13 protein-coding genes are annotated in these 17,770 nt (G+C 43.9%); 9 read left to right on the forward strand and 4 right to left on the reverse strand.

The features are described from left to right. The first annotated feature begins 493 nt into the window (after positions 1 to 493). From N7E81_RS17305 to N7E81_RS17330, 6 genes are all read left to right on the forward strand, one after another. Positions 494 to 1,777: an alginate export family protein gene (locus N7E81_RS17305; RefSeq protein ID WP_263050856.1), complete on the forward strand. Its 1,284-nt coding sequence runs from the start codon at positions 494 to 496 to the stop codon at positions 1,775 to 1,777. 35 nt (positions 1,778 to 1,812) lie between these two features. Further along, positions 1,813 to 3,219: a CmpA/NrtA family ABC transporter substrate-binding protein gene (locus tag N7E81_RS17310; protein WP_263050857.1), complete on the forward strand. Its 1,407-nt coding sequence runs from the start codon at positions 1,813 to 1,815 to the stop codon at positions 3,217 to 3,219. A 58-nt stretch (positions 3,220 to 3,277) separates the two neighbouring features. Beyond that, the gene (locus N7E81_RS17315) at positions 3,278 to 4,378 is read left to right on the forward strand and encodes an ABC transporter permease (RefSeq protein WP_263050858.1); all 1,101 of its coding nucleotides are present in this window, start codon (positions 3,278 to 3,280) and stop codon (positions 4,376 to 4,378) included. A gap of 30 nt (positions 4,379 to 4,408) precedes the next feature. Beyond that, positions 4,409 to 5,293, forward strand: a complete 885-nt coding sequence (locus N7E81_RS17320; RefSeq protein ID WP_263050859.1) for an ABC transporter ATP-binding protein — start codon at positions 4,409 to 4,411, stop codon at positions 5,291 to 5,293. An 11-nt stretch (positions 5,294 to 5,304) separates the two neighbouring features. Then, a complete protein-coding gene (locus tag N7E81_RS17325) occupies positions 5,305 to 6,132 on the forward strand; it encodes an ABC transporter ATP-binding protein (protein WP_263050860.1) in 828 nt (275 codons plus the stop codon). Between the two features lie 134 nt (positions 6,133 to 6,266). Beyond that, the gene (locus tag N7E81_RS17330) at positions 6,267 to 7,211 is read left to right on the forward strand and encodes a type IV pili methyl-accepting chemotaxis transducer N-terminal domain-containing protein (protein ID WP_263050861.1); all 945 of its coding nucleotides are present in this window, start codon (positions 6,267 to 6,269) and stop codon (positions 7,209 to 7,211) included. Between the two features lie 83 nt (positions 7,212 to 7,294). On the opposite strand, the gene N7E81_RS17335 is transcribed toward N7E81_RS17330, so the two are convergent. Further along, positions 7,295 to 8,563: a chloride channel protein gene (locus tag N7E81_RS17335; RefSeq protein WP_263050862.1), complete on the reverse strand. Its 1,269-nt coding sequence runs from the start codon at positions 8,561 to 8,563 to the stop codon at positions 7,295 to 7,297. 253 nt (positions 8,564 to 8,816) lie between these two features. Here N7E81_RS17335 and N7E81_RS17340 point away from each other — a divergent pair, with 253 nt between their 5' ends. Then, positions 8,817 to 10,283 carry a catalase gene (locus tag N7E81_RS17340; RefSeq protein ID WP_263050863.1) on the forward strand — a complete coding sequence of 489 codons (1,467 nt, stop codon included), beginning with the start codon at positions 8,817 to 8,819 and terminating at the stop codon, positions 10,281 to 10,283. Positions 10,284 to 10,378: 95 nt separating this feature from the next. Here the strand turns inward: N7E81_RS17340 and N7E81_RS17345 are convergent, their stop codons facing one another. Then, entirely contained in the window at positions 10,379 to 11,479 is a 1,101-nt protein-coding gene (locus tag N7E81_RS17345) for a DegT/DnrJ/EryC1/StrS family aminotransferase (protein WP_263050864.1), read from the reverse strand. A 221-nt stretch (positions 11,480 to 11,700) separates the two neighbouring features. Between N7E81_RS17345 and N7E81_RS17350 the strand changes: the two genes are divergently transcribed. Next, positions 11,701 to 14,058, forward strand: coding sequence for a family 20 glycosylhydrolase (locus N7E81_RS17350; protein ID WP_263050865.1), 2,358 nt, complete (start codon positions 11,701 to 11,703; stop codon positions 14,056 to 14,058). A gap of 16 nt (positions 14,059 to 14,074) precedes the next feature. Here the strand turns inward: N7E81_RS17350 and N7E81_RS17355 are convergent, their stop codons facing one another. Both N7E81_RS17355 and N7E81_RS17360 read right to left on the reverse strand, forming a co-directional pair. Further along, positions 14,075 to 14,626, reverse strand: coding sequence for a mitochondrial ATPase complex subunit ATP10 (locus tag N7E81_RS17355; protein ID WP_263050866.1), 552 nt, complete (start codon positions 14,624 to 14,626; stop codon positions 14,075 to 14,077). A gap of 6 nt (positions 14,627 to 14,632) precedes the next feature. Further along, entirely contained in the window at positions 14,633 to 15,184 is a 552-nt protein-coding gene (locus tag N7E81_RS17360) for a hypothetical protein (protein WP_263050867.1), read from the reverse strand. 217 nt (positions 15,185 to 15,401) lie between these two features. On the opposite strand from N7E81_RS17360, the gene N7E81_RS17365 reads away from it, so the two are divergent. Continuing rightward, positions 15,402 to 17,759 (forward strand): TonB-dependent receptor, encoded by a 2,358-nt coding sequence (locus tag N7E81_RS17365; RefSeq protein WP_263050868.1) that lies wholly within the window; start codon positions 15,402 to 15,404, stop codon positions 17,757 to 17,759. The last annotated feature ends 11 nt before the right edge of the window (positions 17,760 to 17,770 follow it).

Genomic DNA, 17,770 nt, shown 5'->3' on the forward strand with positions numbered 1-17,770 from the left:
CTGACATATACTCATACATCAGTCTGTTTTCTCATCCCCAACATATACTTCCTCCAGGAAATCTCCTCTCATATACGTCTTGCGACACACACAATCAGAAGAGGCATAGCCCACGTATTTCACCCAGAACTACGTAATTCATTTTAGCAAACCTCCTCCCTACTCCTCTCCATTTTTCAGTATTTATTTTTCCGTCTTATTTTTTTCATCAAACCAAAAACTAACACTCGACAGGTTTACACAACAAGTTGTAATTACTGAATTAATGGCTTTAAGCTACTTATTTATCACATCGTCACTACGTAGTTTTGATTTTCACACCCCTAAACAGCTGCGTTTTCGCATAAATAAAAGCCGAATAAAAGATATTACAACCCTGTCAATTACCATTTCATGCTTTCACGACCTCTAGTAGGTTTGCCGTGCAATTACGTAGTACGCAAACATTGTTAACCCAACCAAAACAATAATTTAAGTACTAAACTAAGAAGACATGAAAAGACTAATACCGGCGATTTCTGCCATCCTGCTATTAACCCTTGCTACTGCACAAGCACAATTCTCTTTATCAGGTGAAGTGAATGCCAGATCAGAATTTAGAAACGGATTCAAAAAACCAATAAGCGAAAACCTAGACCCTGCCTTTTTTACCGAACAAAGAACCAGACTATATGCCAACTATAAAACAGACGAATATGAAGTAAACATAGCCCTACAAGACATTCGTATGTGGGGAGCTGACGGTATCGTAGACAAAACCTACGGTGGATCATTTGGAATATCCGAAGCATGGGCTAGATATTATATGTCACAAAAACTATCATTTAAGTTTGGGCGTCAGATGATCTCCTACGACAATCAACGGATGTTTGGCGGACTGGAGTGGGCCATGCAAGGCCTAAGGCATGATGCAGCCTTGCTAATGTATGAAGATACACTCGGCCTCAAAATCCACGCAGGTGTAGCCTACAACCAAAATCCAGCCACTGGTAGTGAGCCCGTACGGCTCACAGGCACCTATTATCCTCCTTTCACAGGAAACGGTGCCTATCACGCCACAGGCAACTATAAACACATGGAGTTTGCCTATTTAAACAAAGAGTTTGATGCTGGTAGCCTGTCTGTCTATTTGATCAACGACGCCAGACAATATGGACTAGAAGACTCCGTAGCCAACAGACAGACTTACGGCCTGATGGGAATGAAAAAACTAGGTAGCGTAAGCCTGAATGGAGAGTTTTTCTACCAAGGTGGAAAATTTGCCTTGAGTGATTTAAGTGCCTATATGTTCTCTGTATCTGCCACAATGAAAACCAGCGCCACGCCGCTGACACTCGGATATGATCACTTGTCGGGTCAAGACCCCAACAGCAGCAAAAACACCACTTTCGCTCCACTATTTGGTACTAACCACGCACTATACGGATTTATGGACTACTTCTATGTAGGTAATGGCAACAGCAACGCTGGCCTCCAAGACCTTTACCTCAAGACCAAATTCAAACTAGGGAAAGGTGCCTTGCTCGGACATGTACACTATTTTATGACAGCAAGCACGGTATACGAAACAGATGGAGTAACAGAAGCTAGTGCCTCTCTCGGCACAGAGCTAGACCTAGTCTACGTAAGACCGTTGGGCAAAGTAGGTACGTTCAAACTAGGCTATTCTCAAATGTTTGCCAACGACACCATGGATCTGATCAAAGGCACTCCTGGTTCTAAGTCACTCAACAACTGGGCTTGGGCACAATTGGTCATCAAACCTAAATTTCTCTAAACCAAAATCCATCAACCAGAAAAAATTTAAAACAAATGAATAAGCTAACAAACATCATCACTAAAACGCTTGCATTTTCCTGCCTATTGGCTGGAATGGCAGCCTGCAACAGTAGCTCTTCCAAGTCAAACGAAGCCACTACCCCAGAAGCCGCTCCTAGCCAAACCATCACCCTAGAAGTGGAAAAGCCTCAGCTCACCTTCGGATTTATCAAGCTCACCGACATGGCTCCATTAGCTATAGCCAAAGAATTAGGCTTTTTTGAGGACGAAGGACTTTATGTAACCATAGAAGCCCAATCGAATTGGAAAAATGTGCTCGATCGAGTAATCGACGGACAGCTCGACGGTTCGCATATGCTAGCAGGCCAACCCATCGCCGCAGGTGCTGGGTTTGGTAGACAAGCCAAACTCGTCACACCCTTTTCTATGGATCTCAATGGCAACGGCATCACCGTATCCAACGAGGTATGGAGTAAGATGAAACCTAACGTTCCTGCAGACGAATCTGGCAAGCCTATTCACCCCATCAAAGCAGATGCCCTAAAACCAGTCATCTCTGAATACCGAAACAATGGAAAAGCTTTCAAGATGGGCATGGTATTTCCCGTATCTACACACAACTATGAAATCAGATATTGGCTAGCCGCTGCGGGCATCAACCCTGGTTTTTATACCGCAGACAACATACAAGGACAGGTAGATGCAGAGGTACTACTCTCAGTAACGCCTCCACCACAAATGCCTGCTACACTAGAAGCAGGCACTATCTATGGCTACTGTGTGGGTGAACCGTGGAACCAGCAGGCAGTATTCAAAGGTATAGGCGTACCCGTAACAACCAACGCTGACATATGGAAAAACAACCCCGAGAAGGTATTTGTCATGACGCAAGAGTTTGTAGACAAGTATCCTAATACTGCCATCGCAGTTACCAAAGCACTCATCAGAGCAGGCAAGTGGCTAGACACACCAGGCAACAGACCCAAGGCGGTAGGCATCCTATCGATGCCAGAATATGTAGGTGCAGATTCAGTAGTGATAGCCAACTCAATGACGGGTACTTTCGAATTTGAAAAAGGCGATAAAAGATCGATGCCCGATTTCAATGTATTCTTTAGATACCATGCGACCTATCCCTTCTACTCTGATGGCATCTGGTTTTTGACTCAAATGAGAAGATGGGGACAAATACCAGCAGAAAAACCAGCAGAATGGTATGAATCTACTATCAAAAACATCTACCGCCCAGATATCTGGACCAAAGCAGCCAAACTACTCGAAGACGAAGGCTATTTATCGGCAAGCGAGATTCCTGATACGGATGGCTACAAGCCAGCTACTTCAGCATTCATAGATGGACTCTCTTATGATGGAAAAGACCCGATCGGCTACATCAATAGCTTCAATATAGGCAACAAAGACGAAATCGTAAATCCATAATCTGAGCTTGGAGGGGGGCTGTTGCTCTCCTCCTATTTCACACTTACCAAATCATATCATGAAAGATAAAATCATTAAGACCGTTCGATTTTGTGGGCTTGGTTTTTTAGAACCATTGATCAGGCTTTGCTATGGAGAAGAAACTAGAAAAAACTCCATTGCCTTCGTCAAACAAGCCCTATTCCCCATATTCTCTATCCTACTTTTTCTTGCTATTTGGCACGCTGGCGCCACACGTTTGTACGACAAAGAGGCCAATAGAAAAATAGAAAAAGCACTAACCGACCAAGGAGAAACCGCTGCTGCGGAAATGAAAACCTGCATTGAAGAAGGGCGAGTAAGCTGCCAGCCCAACACCCTACCTTCGCCAGCACAAGTATGGCAAGCCTACCTTTCACTCCTAGCAGATCATAGGATCATCGCTACCAAGAAGAAAGACTTCGCTGAAAAAACTGCCAAAACAAATGCTACACGTGCAGAAAAAGGTCTCAACGAAATCACCTACACTGGACGACCGTCTTTTGTGGATCAGATTATCACCAGCTTAAAAACCGTATTTGCAGGGTTCTTATTAGCAGCTTTGATTGCCATTCCGCTAGGAATCATTATTGGCTTGAGTCAAACGCTCCGAACGTCGTTCAACTGGCTGATACAGATTTTTAAGCCTGTATCACCTGTCGTGTGGCTCCTTTTGGTCTTTATGATCATCAAAACGCTAGTCACCGACCCTGATCTCGACAAATCATTTATGATTTCGTTTATCAGCGTAGGGCTATGTGCCATGTGGGCGACTTTGGTCAACACCAGCATGGGCGTATCTAGTGTCGACAAGGACTTTATCAACGTATCGAAAGTGCTACGGCTCTCCGTAGGGAAAAACATTTTCAAGGTAATATTACCCGCTTCATTCCCTCTTATTTTCACTGGATTGAGAATCACCCTTTCAGTGGCTTGGATGGTATTGATTGCCATCGAATTGCTGGCACAAAGCCCTGGATTAGGCTCCTTCGTATGGGAGGAATTTCAAAACGGAGCTAACGATTCCAATGCCAAAATCATCGTGGCCATGTTTGTAATAGGCATCATCGGATTTGCATTAGATCGCATCATGCTCACCATTCAGAAGTTCATGTCATTCAACAAAGCCGAACTGGCCTAAATCTAACTTTCATTCAAATCGACTAACAAAATGGCATTTTTAGAACTGAACCATGTATCCAAATCCTACGGCACTGGCAAGGATAGAGTGAATGTATTGGAAGACATCAACCTGCACATAGAAGAAGGCGAATTTGTGGCCATCGTGGGGTTTACGGGTAGCGGTAAGACAACCTTGATCAACCTCATCAATGGGCTGCATTTTCCAGACGCAGGCGAAGTCTTGCTGAATGGCAAGCAGATCACAGGTCCTGGTCCAGACCGTGGAGTAGTCTTTCAAAACTACTCCCTGCTACCATGGCTAAGCGTAAGAAACAACATTAGGCTGGCAATTGACCAAGCCTATCCTGCCGCTTCTGCCAATGACAAAAACAGCAAAGTAGAAGCGTATGTAGAAATGGTAAACCTGAGCCATGCCATAGATAAAAAGCCCGCTGAGCTCTCGGGCGGAATGCGCCAGCGGGTCTCTGTGGCTCGTGCACTGGCCATGAATCCAGAGATGCTACTAATGGACGAACCGCTCTCTGCACTCGATGCCTTGACCCGTGGCAACCTACAGGAAGAAATTGTAAACATCTGGAGCAAAGACAAAAAAACATGTCTATTGATCACCAACGATGTAGACGAAGGCATAGTGATGGCAGATCGGATCATTCCTCTCAAGCCAGGCCCCAAAGCCACTCTCGGGCCAGAGTTTAAGGTAGGGTTTGAGCGACCTCGCGTCATCACTGCCATCAACAAAGACCCTGCTTATAAGAAACTACGAAACGAAGTGATCGAATACCTAATAGCTGTAGGGGCTTCGCGTCAATCTACGACTGACGAAACCTATACGCTCCCCGACTTGCAACCCGTGATACCTGGGCGCATCCAATGGAGAAAGAAACAAGAAAACGAAAAAACTAAATTCTTTTAATCCCTATTCTTATGGATATTATAGAAAAAGAAAATATTAAATTGAAGCCAAAGAATGGCATCTCAGACACCAGACCAGATCGACTGGTCTGCCAAGATCTCACTAAAATCTATCCTACACCCAATGGTGACTATACTGTACTGGCAGACCTCGAACTCCGAGTAAAACAAGGAGAGTTTATCTCTATCATCGGACACTCTGGCTGTGGCAAATCCACCCTACTATCTATGATTGCTGGTCTAAACGACATCAGTGCAGGGAAGATACTTGTGGATGACGAAGTGATCCGAGGTGCAGGACCAGATCGAGCAGTCGTTTTTCAGTCTCCCAGCTTATTTCCATGGCTCACTGCCTTGCAAAACGTCCTCATTGGCGTAAAGCAAGTATTTCCACATGCCACCAAAAGCCAAAAACAAGACATCTGTAAATACTACCTGAGCAAAGTAGGACTGGGCAACGACATGCACAAACGTGCCAGCGAACTTAGCCAGGGTATGCAACAGCGCGTAGGCATCGCTCGTGCTTTTGCACTCAAACCTAAAGTATTGCTGCTCGATGAGCCGTTTGGCATGCTAGACTCTCTCACCCGAGGCGAACTGCAAGATGTCCTACTAGAGGTATGGCAAAAAGAAAAAATAACAGCGCTCATGGTAACTCATGACGTGGACGAATCCATCTTTTTGGCCGACCGCGTCATCATGATGACGAGTGGGCCATTTGCCAGTATTGGCGACGAACTCGCCATCCCTTTTGAACGCCCCAGAGATCGTGTACATGTACTGGAACATCCTGATTATTACGAATACAGAAGCTATCTAATGAACTTTCTGAACCACTAAACTAGCAGACGGTAAAGAAACACTTCCTAAATACTTATCTTGCTTATTTTCTTCGGAATAATCATTTCAAGACTAAAATCGTTTCATCTAACTGCCTACACGTTCTACAATATCCAATTTTAAATTATTTCAAAATGAAAAAACTAACGATTCAATACCTACTGTTTCTGGGTGTACTTACCTTGGCCATCGTATCCAGTCAGATTCTGATTCAGCGTACCATCTCCGACAGCAAAACAGATTCACGCATCATCAACGTATCGGGGCGACAGCGGATGCTCAGCCAGAAAATCACTAAAGCAGCCCTAAAACTCCCCTTAAGCAAATCCAATGAGGAGTTTAACCGTACAAAGAACGAACTCAAAGATGCCGCTAGGCTATGGACAGATTCTCATCAGGCCTTACAGTATGGCAATGCAGAACTAGACGTAAGTGAGATGAATGAGTCGGTGTTTTTGCAGCGATTATTCATTCAAATAAAGCCCTATTTTGTTTCTATCAATGAAGCAGCAGATGAGTTGGACAAAATAAGTTTCAATCAACTGGCAGATCCTGTATTTCATGCGGCAATGAGCGCGTCGATTCAGTCAATCACAGACCATGAAAAAGACTTCCTCAAACTCATGAATGACATCGTGTTTGAATACGACCGCATAGCTTCAGAAAAAGTAGAGAAGCTCTCTGCATCTGAGTACTATCTACTGGCTGGTACTATATTATTGATTTTGCTCGAAGCATTTTTCATCTTCAGACCTATGGTCAAAACATCGAAGCGCAAAGACTCTGTAATCTCAGAATTCAACGACTATGTTCAGCAATCCATTTCAGCATTGGGGCAAACCCACCAAGAAAAGGAAGTGGCAGAAGGCGTGATTGCTCAAGCCCATGAAAAAATAGAAGCCCTCACTACAGTGAACAACAACCTTCGCAAGCGACTAAAACAGAGCAAAACAGAATACGAGAAGAAACTCAGCGAGGAAATCGTGAACTACACTGAAATCAGCGAGCTCAACAACACCTATGAAAACAGAATTAAAAACCTAGAACGAGAACTGAAACGGATCAACAAATCGGTATAGCCTAACGACAATTGGTAAGTGTAGAACAGCAGTCGTTTCTTGGATGGAAGCGACTGCATTTTCTTATATCTACACAGTCCTTTTTACTTTTTTTCCATTTGAGAGCTAATGAAAGGAACTTTAGGAGCTAAAAAATAGCCTGTAAGACTGGCGAACAAAATAGGTATGAAATAAGAAAAGCCCGTCAGTGTAGCCAGCAAAATGGTGGTACTCATCGGCGTACGAGTCACACAAGCATTGATCCCTGCCATACAACTAATAATGGTGAGTGTAAGTGGTGTTTCGGGAAAGTAGTAATGAATAATCAACCCCAGCGTAGCACCCACAAAAAACAACGGAATGATAAAGCCACCACGCCACCCTGAGGTCACGGTGATCGCAATAGCCAGAATCTTGAACACGAGTATTGCCAACAACAACTTGACTGGCAGCTCCTCTACCAACAAGGCATTGATTTGATGATGACCAAAGTACCGTGTAAGTGGAAAATAATAGGCAATCGCCCCTAGAAGCAAGCCTCCCACGAGTGTCTTCACATAAATAGGCATAGGTCGATATTCAAACAGCCGTTTAAAAAACTTGGTGCAGTATATAAAACCCCAACCTACTACAGTAGCTGTAATAGCAAATAGTACGGCATAGCCAAAATCAAACACCCCCGAGTACTCATAAGTAGACAAATCCCAAACAGCTCCTAATCCTAAATGGATAATAATCGCAAAAATGACATAGCTAAAACTACTGGCCACCAATGCTGGAATAATGGCTTTGTAGTACTCCACCGCATGTTTATGATGTAGGATTTCTAGCGCAAACAAACTCCCACCTAAAGGTGCGCCAAACAATGCCGTAAACCCAGAAGCCATGCCCGCTATACTCAACGAGCGCAATTCTTCGCCTTTCAATCTAAACATTTTGCCAAGCCAAGTACCAGTAGATCCTGTCACCTGCACCAATGGAGCCTCTGGCCCCAAACTACCACCAGAAGCCACGCATAGCAACGACGACAGAATCATAGAAGGGTTGTTTTTAGGATCTAACTTGCCTTTATTGAACCTGATATTATTAACAATCAAATGGATTTCACCTGGATCTCCAATGAAATGAATAATCAAGCCTGCCAACAGTCCACAAATAGCCATCACAGGGATGACATGCCATCCATCGAATACGGCAATCTTATGCATCAAGGCCTCCAGCACGATCCAATACACACCAGCAATCACACCTCCTAGCAAGCCCAACACAGCCCATAAAATAAAATTACGGCTAAATACAAATGGATTGTACCTGACAGGTTGGTCAAGGGTATCCAGATAGGCAACTAGTTTTCTTTTTTGTTTGATTTTCACTGCGTTATTTTTTTCTGGCCGATTAAATAATAAGGCCGTACGGCTACAGGCTACTTTGCTTATTATTCAATAAAACAAAACTACAACAATACGTAAAACACAACCTTCAACTGAGGCACTTCTCTTCTCCAATCGATTATAAAATTTACAAATTTCACCCATCGGGCTACTCATTTACCTGAATGTATTGTAAATTAATAGTCCAACTAAACGCTAACAATCGCTGCCCTAGCAGCTGCAAAACATCAAAAACATGTCAGACGAAAAGAAAAAACTCACCTCGGTCTCTGGACGACCCATTGCAGAAAACCAAAATGTTCAAACCGCGGGCAAAAGAGGCCCCATGATGTTAGAGGATTATTGGTTTTTAGAAAAACTAGCACACTTCGATAGAGAAGTGATTCCCGAACGAAGGATGCACGCCAAAGGCTCTGGCGCCTTCGGTACCTTTACCGTTACTCACGATATCTCTGCCTATACCAAAGCCAAAATATTTTCTGAAGTAGGCAAAAAGACCGACGTTTTTGTACGATTCTCTACTGTAGCAGGTGAAAGAGGCGCCGCCGATGCTGAGCGAGACATTAGAGGATTTGCCATGAAGTTCTACACAGAAGAAGGCAACTGGGACTTGGCAGGAAACAATACGCCAGTTTTCTTTCTGAGAGACCCATACAAATTCCCAGATCTAAACAAGGCCGTAAAACGAGACCCCAAAACGAATCTAAGAAGCGCCAATCACAACTGGGACTTTTGGACGCTTCTACCCGAGGCGCTGCACCAAATCACCATCACCATGAGCGAAAGGGGCATCCCTAAGTCTTACCGACATATGAACGGGTACGGCAGCCATACCTTTAGTTTTATCAATGCTGCCAATGAAAGATACTGGGTCAAATTTCACTTCAAAACAGACCAAGGCATCGCCAATCTTTCTGATGAAGAAGCAGAAAAAATAATAGGCAAAGACAGAGAGAGTCATCAGCGAGATTTGTTTGATTCCATTGAAAATGGGGACTTCCCAAAATGGCACCTAAAAGTACAAATCATGCCTGAAGCTGATGCGAAGACCTATCGCTTCCACCCTTTTGATTTAACGAAAGTATGGCCACACGAAGACTACCCACTCATCGACGTGGGAGTGATGGAGCTCAATAGAAACCCTGAGAATTATTTTGCAGACGTAGAGCAGGCCGCCTTCAACCCAGCCAACGTGGTACCAGGCATTGGTTTCTCGCCAGACCGAATGCTACAAGGTCGCTTATTTTCTTATGGAGACGCACAGCGTTATCGCCTAGGAGTCAACCATTATCAAATCCCTGTAAACAAGCCGAAGTGTCCTTTTCACAACCCACACAGAGATGGAGCCATGCGAGTAGATGGCAACGAAGGAGATACTTTGCACTACGAGCCCAATAGCTATGGCCAATGGGCAGAGAGCAAGGAACACGCCGAGCCCAAACTCGATTTGGATGGAGCCACACAGCATTACGACTACAGAGAAGATGACAGCGACTATTATACACAGCCAGGCAATTTGTTCAACATCATGACCCCCGAACAGCAACAAGTACTGTTTGACAACACTGCCCGCCAGATCGGTGGTGCTGAGCAAATGATCCAAGAAAGGCACATCAAAAATTGCTACAAAGCAGACCCGAAATATGGAGAGGGTGTAGCCAAAGCCTTAGGGATCGACATCAGTAAAATAGATGTCTCTTAATTGATTAACAAATCCCTCACAAGCGAGGCTGTTTCAACAGTCAACAAAACCATCATGCTATGTGCTTTTGATACAGTCTCGTTTTAATGTATAAATTATCCTTTCAATACTTCTCTCAGCATAGCTATCACGTAATCTTGTTGTACTCGAGTAAGCTCAGGATACATTGGTAATGATAGCCCCCTAACACCCAGTTTTTGCGCCACGGGATAGTCCGAAGGCTGATGATGCACTTGATAAGGAATAAGCGCAGGCAAGGATGCTGGATAGTGAACTTGAGTTGCCACTCCTCTATCGGCCAGTTGCCTACCAACCCAATCTCTATCGGCCACTTGTATCACATACAAATGAAATACCTGTCGATGCTCTTCCTCTATAAGTGGGGTTTCTATAGGCAAGTCAGCTAGTTGTTCATTGTAATATCTGGCAATAGAAATGCGTGAATCAGTCCACGGCTCTAGGTATTTGAGTTTCACACTGAGAATAGCTGCCTGCAGCGTATCCATCCTACTATTTCGTCCTTCTCTTAGGTGACGGTTCTTCATATCCTGGCCGTGGTTGGCAATGACCCTACAAGCTTGCGCCAATGCAGCGCTTCGTGTCACCACACCTCCTGCATCGCCCAAGGCTCCCAAATTCTTGCTCGGATAAAAACTAAACGCCGCCATATCACCAAACGATCCCACTCGCTGCCCGTTATGCTCCGCTCCATGAGCTTGGGCACAATCTTCGATCACTTTGAGATTGTATTTTTTGGCAATAGCCAAAATTTGATCCATTTCAGCAGCCCTTCCATAAAAATGAACTGGTATAATCGCTTTGGTATGCGTGGTGATTTTTTCTTCAATTGCCGCAGGATCGATAGTAAACTTATCGGGCAGTACGTCTGCAAACACTGGCTTAGCACCTACCGTAGACACCACCTCTGCTGTAGAAATCCAGGTCATGGCAGGCACGACTACCTCATCACCAGCACCTATATTCAAGGCTTGTAGTGCTAGCTCAAGTGCATCTGTGCCATTGCCACAGCTCACACTATGCTCCACCCCTATGTACTGAGCGAAAGCGGACTCAAAATCCTGCACCCAATGTCCCCCTACAAAAACGGAATGCATCAATACCTCGGCAATGGCCGCATCCAACTCAGGCTTAATGGACTCATGTTGCACTTTCAAATCTACAAAGGGCACTTGCATGCGAGAAGTATTTATTTGGTGACAAAACACAAGATTATTGATTTAATCCTAAAGGATTTACGTATCAGTATACTTTTCTTACGCCTACATTTCTTGATTCATTCACCAGCACTTCTCACTTCTTAGCTCCAATCAGTCCCCATTCAGCTAATTAAATTCCGCAAAACTTCATTTGTCTGTAGTCTTATCGAAAGAATTATAATACGCGAAGTGACAAAAGTATGAAGACCGGAACCCTTTTAACCATTGCCCTTGTAGTTGCCCTATCAGTTGGCTGCCAGCAAAAATATACGCCTGCCTCTTACAACAAAGGGATCAACATCACCCCAAAACCCTTAGAATTAACAATTGGCAATGGGACTTTTTCATTAAACAACCAAACGACACTAGTCGTAGACAGCACCTCCCAACTCCAACAAATAGCCCGATTTTTTGCTCTTAAGTTGCAAAAGTCTACTGGCTACAACCTGAGCATACAAGCATCTGCAACAAAAGCCAATTTCATCCAATGGTCCATAGATCCCAGCCTGACTGTGAATGATGAAGGCTACACACTCGATGCCACTCCTCAAAGCATATCAATCAAAGCCAAAACGGCACAGGGAGCCTACTATGGCATGCTCACTCTACTACAACTATTACCCGCTGAAGTGGAATCTAGCACACTAGTGAGTAATATAGAATGGTCTCTCCCAGCAGTAAGCATCATAGACGAACCACGATTTTCGTGGCGCGGATACCATTTAGATGTTTGTCGCCATTTCATTTCGCTCGACGAGGTCAAAAAGCATTTGGATATGCTGTCGATATTCAAAATCAATAAATTTCACTGGCACCTCACCGATGATCAGGGCTGGAGAATAGAAATAAAAAAACATCCCAAGCTGATCTCGGCAGGTGCTACCCGAACGGAAGCTGATGGCTCTACCCACTCAGGATACTATACCCAAGAAGAGATCAAAGAAGTAGTAGCCTACGCCGCCGAAAGATACATTGATGTAATCCCTGAAATAGAAATGCCCGGACATGCACTCGCGGCACTCTCCGCTTACCCAGAGCTCTCGTGCACTGGTGGCCCTTTTACTCCTAGAATTATTTGGGGGGTGGAAACGGACGTGTTCTGCGCAGGGAAAGATGAAGTGTTCACCTTTCTAGAAGAAGTGCTCGAAGAAATTATTCCTCTATTCCCCTATGACTATGTGCACATGGGCGGAGACGAATCACCCAAAGACAGATGGAAAGCCTGCCCACACTGTCAGGCCAGAATCAAATCAGAAAACCTACACGATGAGCACGAACTACAAAGTTACTTCATGACCAGAATGGAAAACGTGCTAAAAATACAGGGCAAGCAAATGATCGGTTGGGACGAAATACTCGAAGGAGGCATCTCAGATTCTGCCAATATCATGTCTTGGCGTGGCGAAGAAGGCGGCATAGCTGCAGCCAATGCCGAAAACGACGTAGTGATGGCGCCAGGTGCTTGGATGTATCTCGACAAGTATGAGGGTGATTACAAAATAGATCCGGTGTCTATTGGAGGCCACTTACCGCTATCCAAAATATATGGCTATGAGCCTATTCCCGCTGGCATAGACTCCTCCAAAGCGCATCATATACTCGGCGCGCAAACCACCATGTGGGGCGAATACATTTATGATGAAACATTGACGGAATACCGCATGTACCCAAGAGCCATAGCGCTTGCTGAACTGACCTGGACAGCCAAAGCCAACAAAGACTATGCAGATTTCGAACGTCGAATCAACAACCAAATGGTAAGAATGGATGGGCATGATATCGAATACTATATCCCATTGCCAGAAGGCCCTACCAAGCAAATCGCCTTTTTGGATAGCGCTGTTTTGACTTTCACCACGCCACGGCCTGTGGACAGGATGGTATATACTCTCGATGGCTCTGAGCCCACATTAAAATCCAAAAGTTATGATACTCCACTCGTATTAGACACAGACGGTATTGTGAAAATCGCCTCGGTATTGGCACAAGGCAAAATGAGCCGTGTACGCACCATCCAAGTAGAGAAACAAACACTTGCTCCTGCAGTAGCTGCCGATCAGGTAAAATCGGGGCTAGTTACCAAAACTGCCCACGGTAAATTTCTGAATACCGAAAGCCTAAATACCGCTAGTGAATGGAGTGAAAACACCATCGACTCACTAAGTCAGGCCAACAAAACTTTGTATTGGGGGTTTGTGATTGATGAAAATAGATTCCGAGCCGAAATTATAGAAGGATATATCGACATTCCCGAAGATGGCGTATACTTCTTCTCTAGCAATCAGGATCAGGTATGGATAGACGACGCACTGGTGGTAGACAACGACGGCTATGTGAAACGCTTCTCGCAAAACGATGGCTCCAAAGCTCTAGCCAAAGGCCTGCACAAACTGAAGGTGATCTACCTCAACAATGTATATCGTGGATGGGCATCGGACTGGAATGTGGTAGAAGTGAAAATCAGAAACGCCAAACAAGAAGAGTTTCGCTCAGTCACTGCAGAGATGCTCTACAGGACAGAAACTAAAACGGACAAACTACTGACAAGTAAGCAATAGTTTGTCCGAGATTTTTTTAGTCCTTTGCTGCTGGTTCTAATATATCTACAATTTCTTGCATCTTGGTTCGGCTGTATTTTCCAGAAGTAGTATAGATGATCTTGCCTTCTGGGTCTAATACATAAAAATACGGTAAATCTTTACCATCAAAATTCAAGGCTTCTTTGTAATCCTTCAATGTACCCTTGTAAAACAACACATAAGGTTGAAGCTCTGGCGCTACAGTCTCTTGCACTTTGCGCATGGTACTTTTATAAGCGGCGCGTTTGGCTCCTGTAAACATGGGTATGATGTAAAGATTAAGGTCATACTCAAAGCTAAAAAATGCATTGGGGTCTGGCTCCACAAGAAACTGATTGTACATAGGGTTGAACCAAGACCCGAGATCTTCTTCTGATTTCTTAGAAAAAGCTAAAGCAATCAAACTGTACTTACCATTCAGGTCGGCTGGTATATTGACCGTGTCGTATCTCAAACTCTCTCCTTCCATCAAAGGAAAAACATCTCCTACTTGGGCGGATGCCCAGGTAAAACTCATGGCTAATAGGGTACTTAGGATATATTTCATATTGGTTTATTTAATAGCTGGTTCTACAGCATTGATTATTTTCTGAAAAACTTCTGAGTTGTATTTGCCTCTAGTGGCATATACAATATTGCCCTCAGGATTGATGACATAGAAATAAGGGACGTCTTCTCCTTTGTAATAAAGCGGTTGACGATAATGCTTGGATTTGCCTTCATAAAAAAGCACATGCTGATGTAGTAGAGAATCCACCGTCGTTTGCATTTCATTCATTACAGATTTATAGCCCAACTTTTTGGCTCCTGTGATCAAAGGCAAGAAGTAAACATCTAGCTCATACTCAAAGGCAAACAACTGCCCTTCATCTGGCTTTCGAATAAAATGATTGTAGATAGGGTCCGACCAAGCCATTAAATCCTGCTCCGAAACTCTGGAGAAAGCAACCGCTACCAAGGTATATTTACCCTCTGTATCTTCAGGAAGATTCACTTCCGTATAGTTTAGGTTCTCCCCCTCCACCAATGGAAATGCTTTCCCTACCTGGGCATGAGTAGATAAGACAACAAACAACAGCGCCAAACTAACCATCAATACTTTCATACCTGTATATATATTTTTGAAACCACTAAGTTATAGACAAAATCTAAATCTCAAACGCCTAAAGCTTATGAGCTAAAAAGTGCAAAACCACTACAACTAGTGATTGACTTCTGTACTTGAGATACTTATGTTTGCGCTCGTTATTTTTAACTAGTCTAAATAAGCGTTGAAGAATACAACTCTATCCCTCTTTATTGGCCTTTTGATATTTGCCCATGTGGCAAAATCGCAAAATAGCAGTGTGCGAGGGGTCGTGCTCGATAGCAACAATGAACCCGTGCCTGGTATCAGTATCCGACTAAACGACACAGGCATAGGTGCTGCAACAAACGTCAATGGCATTTTTTCAATCAAGGAATTAAAAGCGGGTACGCATACCTTCCACATCAGTGGTATTGGTTATCAAAAACAAAGCAAATCGCATACGCTACGCGCAGGACAAGAGCTGGAGGTAACTATACAGCTACAAGAAGACACCAAGGAGATGGACGAAGTATTTGTCTATGGCAAATCTGAAAGTACACTACTCAAGCAAAAAGGCTTTGCTGTAAATGCCATCGAAGCAAAAGATCTGGAGCTCCAATCCATACAAGTCAACGATGTGCTAGACCAAACTGCTGGTGTGCGTATCAGACAAGCAGGCGGATTAGGTTCTCGGGTACGCTACAACATCAATGGATTGTCTGGTAGCTCCATCAAAATTTTCATCGATGGCATCCCAATAGACAACTATGGCTCATCTTATTCACTCAACAGCATTCCCACATCTGCCATCAAACGAATAGAGGTGTATAAAGGCGTAGTGCCTGCCGAATTTGGCGGAGATGCTATGGGTGGAGCCATCAATGTGGTCACCAAACAAAGCTCAAAAAACACACTCAATGTCTCCTACTCTTACGGATCATTCAACACACATCAGGCCAGTATAAACGGCGCATTTAGAACTGAAAATTCAGGGCTAACAAGTAAAGTATCTACCTTCTACAACTACTCAGACAATAGCTACAAAGTCTGGGGAGATAATGTATATGTAGTAGACGACCGAGGCAAGGATCAACACGTGACCACCAAAAGATTTCACGACAGTTATGAATCCAAAGGGATAAAATTCGATCTCGGTTTTACTGATGTAAAGTGGGCTGATCAGGCTTTTATTGGTGTGCTAGTCTCTGATATGCGCAAAGACATCCAACATGCCACTACGATGGAAATCGTATATGGCAATCGATGGGTAGGCCAAAGTACAAACATGATCCAAGCCACGTATATAAAGAAAGATCTGCTCACCTCAGGGCTAGATGTAAACTTCTTTGCTTCATATTCTAAACTCCATCGAAACCTTGTGGACACAGTAGACTACATGTACAACTGGCTAGGAGAAAGAACTGTCAACCCCAATACTGGTGACTATTACCGCTGGCTAGGAGGTGGAGAAGGCGGCGACTCTACCCTAAACAAAGACAATGAAGAAAAATATACAGCTCGTCTCAATGTAGCGTATCAATTGGGCAAAAAGAGCCGCTTGTCTGCCAATATACTCTCTACCCATTTCACTCGAAGATCGCATGATGCACTCGATCCTCAACTACTACAAGACCTAACGGACAGCCGTATGCTTTGGAAAAATCTCCTAGGGGTCTCGTGGGATTATCAGGCCTTTGGTGAACGACTCAAGTCCTCCCTCTTTTACAAGTTTTATGCACAGGATGTAGAGATGAACGAGCCCACCCAAGACAACAGCAATAACATAGTCATCAACTCATACGATGCTCAGTCCAACAATTCTGGCTATGGCTTAGCTCTTTCTTATGAACTATGGCCCAACACCATCCTACTCGCATCTGGAGAAAACACCCTGAGAATGCCCAACAGCAGAGAACTATTCGGAGATGTATCTGACAACGTAGAATCAGCCTCTTCTGCCCTCAAACCAGAACGCAGCGTCAATTTCAATCTCGGTTTCAACTTAGGGCCTTATCGTTTCAGCGGCCACGCGGTATCTCTCAACTCCAATGTTTTCTATAGAAGAATTCAGGATCGAATCATGCCAGGTGTACCAGATCAACAAGACGAAACCTTTACTTATGTAAACGTAAGCTCGGTACTGAGCTCTGGCATCGACATAGAATTAGGCTATAGCTACACAGACACCTGGACATGGAAAACTGGGTTTTCTTTGGCCAACCCCAGATTCAACACAGAATTTGACGCCAATGGCTCCCCCTATCTCTACTACAAGGATCGTTTAAGAAATGAACCTTACCTCACTGCCAATTCAAATTTGCGCTACTCTAAAAAAGACCTCATTCAACAAAATGCACATTTTTCAGCCTATTACAACGTAGGGTATGTGCATGAATTTTATAAAAACTGGCCTGGTATAGGAGGTGCTGGCAAAGACATTATTCCTAGCCAAACAGTACATGATCTAGGCGTATCCTACACCTTCCCTAGCAAAAAAATCACCCTAAGTTGTGATGCCAAAAACATCTTCAACGAACAGGTGTTTGACAACTGGGCTTTACAAAAACCCGGAAGAGCATTTTACGGAAAGTTCACTTACAATATTTTTTAAAATCAATAATA

The sequence above is a fragment of the Reichenbachiella carrageenanivorans genome, from assembly GCF_025639805.1.
GTDB lineage: Bacteria > Bacteroidota > Bacteroidia > Cytophagales > Cyclobacteriaceae > Reichenbachiella > Reichenbachiella carrageenanivorans.

Excerpts from the sequence above, each read along its gene's own strand:
- N7E81_RS17305 (WP_263050856.1), top strand. The coding sequence starts at position 494 with ATGAAAAGACTAATACCGGCGATTTCTGCCATCCTGCTATTAACCCTT.
- N7E81_RS17310 (WP_263050857.1), top strand. The coding sequence starts at position 1,813 with ATGAATAAGCTAACAAACATCATCACTAAAACGCTTGCATTTTCCTGC.
- N7E81_RS17315 (WP_263050858.1), top strand. The coding sequence starts at position 3,278 with ATGAAAGATAAAATCATTAAGACCGTTCGATTTTGTGGGCTTGGTTTT.
- N7E81_RS17320 (WP_263050859.1), top strand. The coding sequence starts at position 4,409 with ATGGCATTTTTAGAACTGAACCATGTATCCAAATCCTACGGCACTGGC.
- N7E81_RS17325 (WP_263050860.1), top strand. The coding sequence starts at position 5,305 with ATGGATATTATAGAAAAAGAAAATATTAAATTGAAGCCAAAGAATGGC.
- N7E81_RS17330 (WP_263050861.1), top strand. The coding sequence starts at position 6,267 with ATGAAAAAACTAACGATTCAATACCTACTGTTTCTGGGTGTACTTACC.
- N7E81_RS17340 (WP_263050863.1), top strand. The coding sequence starts at position 8,817 with ATGTCAGACGAAAAGAAAAAACTCACCTCGGTCTCTGGACGACCCATT.
- N7E81_RS17345 (WP_263050864.1), bottom strand. The coding sequence starts at position 11,479 with ATGCAAGTGCCCTTTGTAGATTTGAAAGTGCAACATGAGTCCATTAAG.
- N7E81_RS17350 (WP_263050865.1), top strand. The coding sequence starts at position 11,701 with ATGAAGACCGGAACCCTTTTAACCATTGCCCTTGTAGTTGCCCTATCA.
- N7E81_RS17355 (WP_263050866.1), bottom strand. The coding sequence starts at position 14,626 with ATGAAATATATCCTAAGTACCCTATTAGCCATGAGTTTTACCTGGGCA.
- N7E81_RS17360 (WP_263050867.1), bottom strand. The coding sequence starts at position 15,184 with ATGAAAGTATTGATGGTTAGTTTGGCGCTGTTGTTTGTTGTCTTATCT.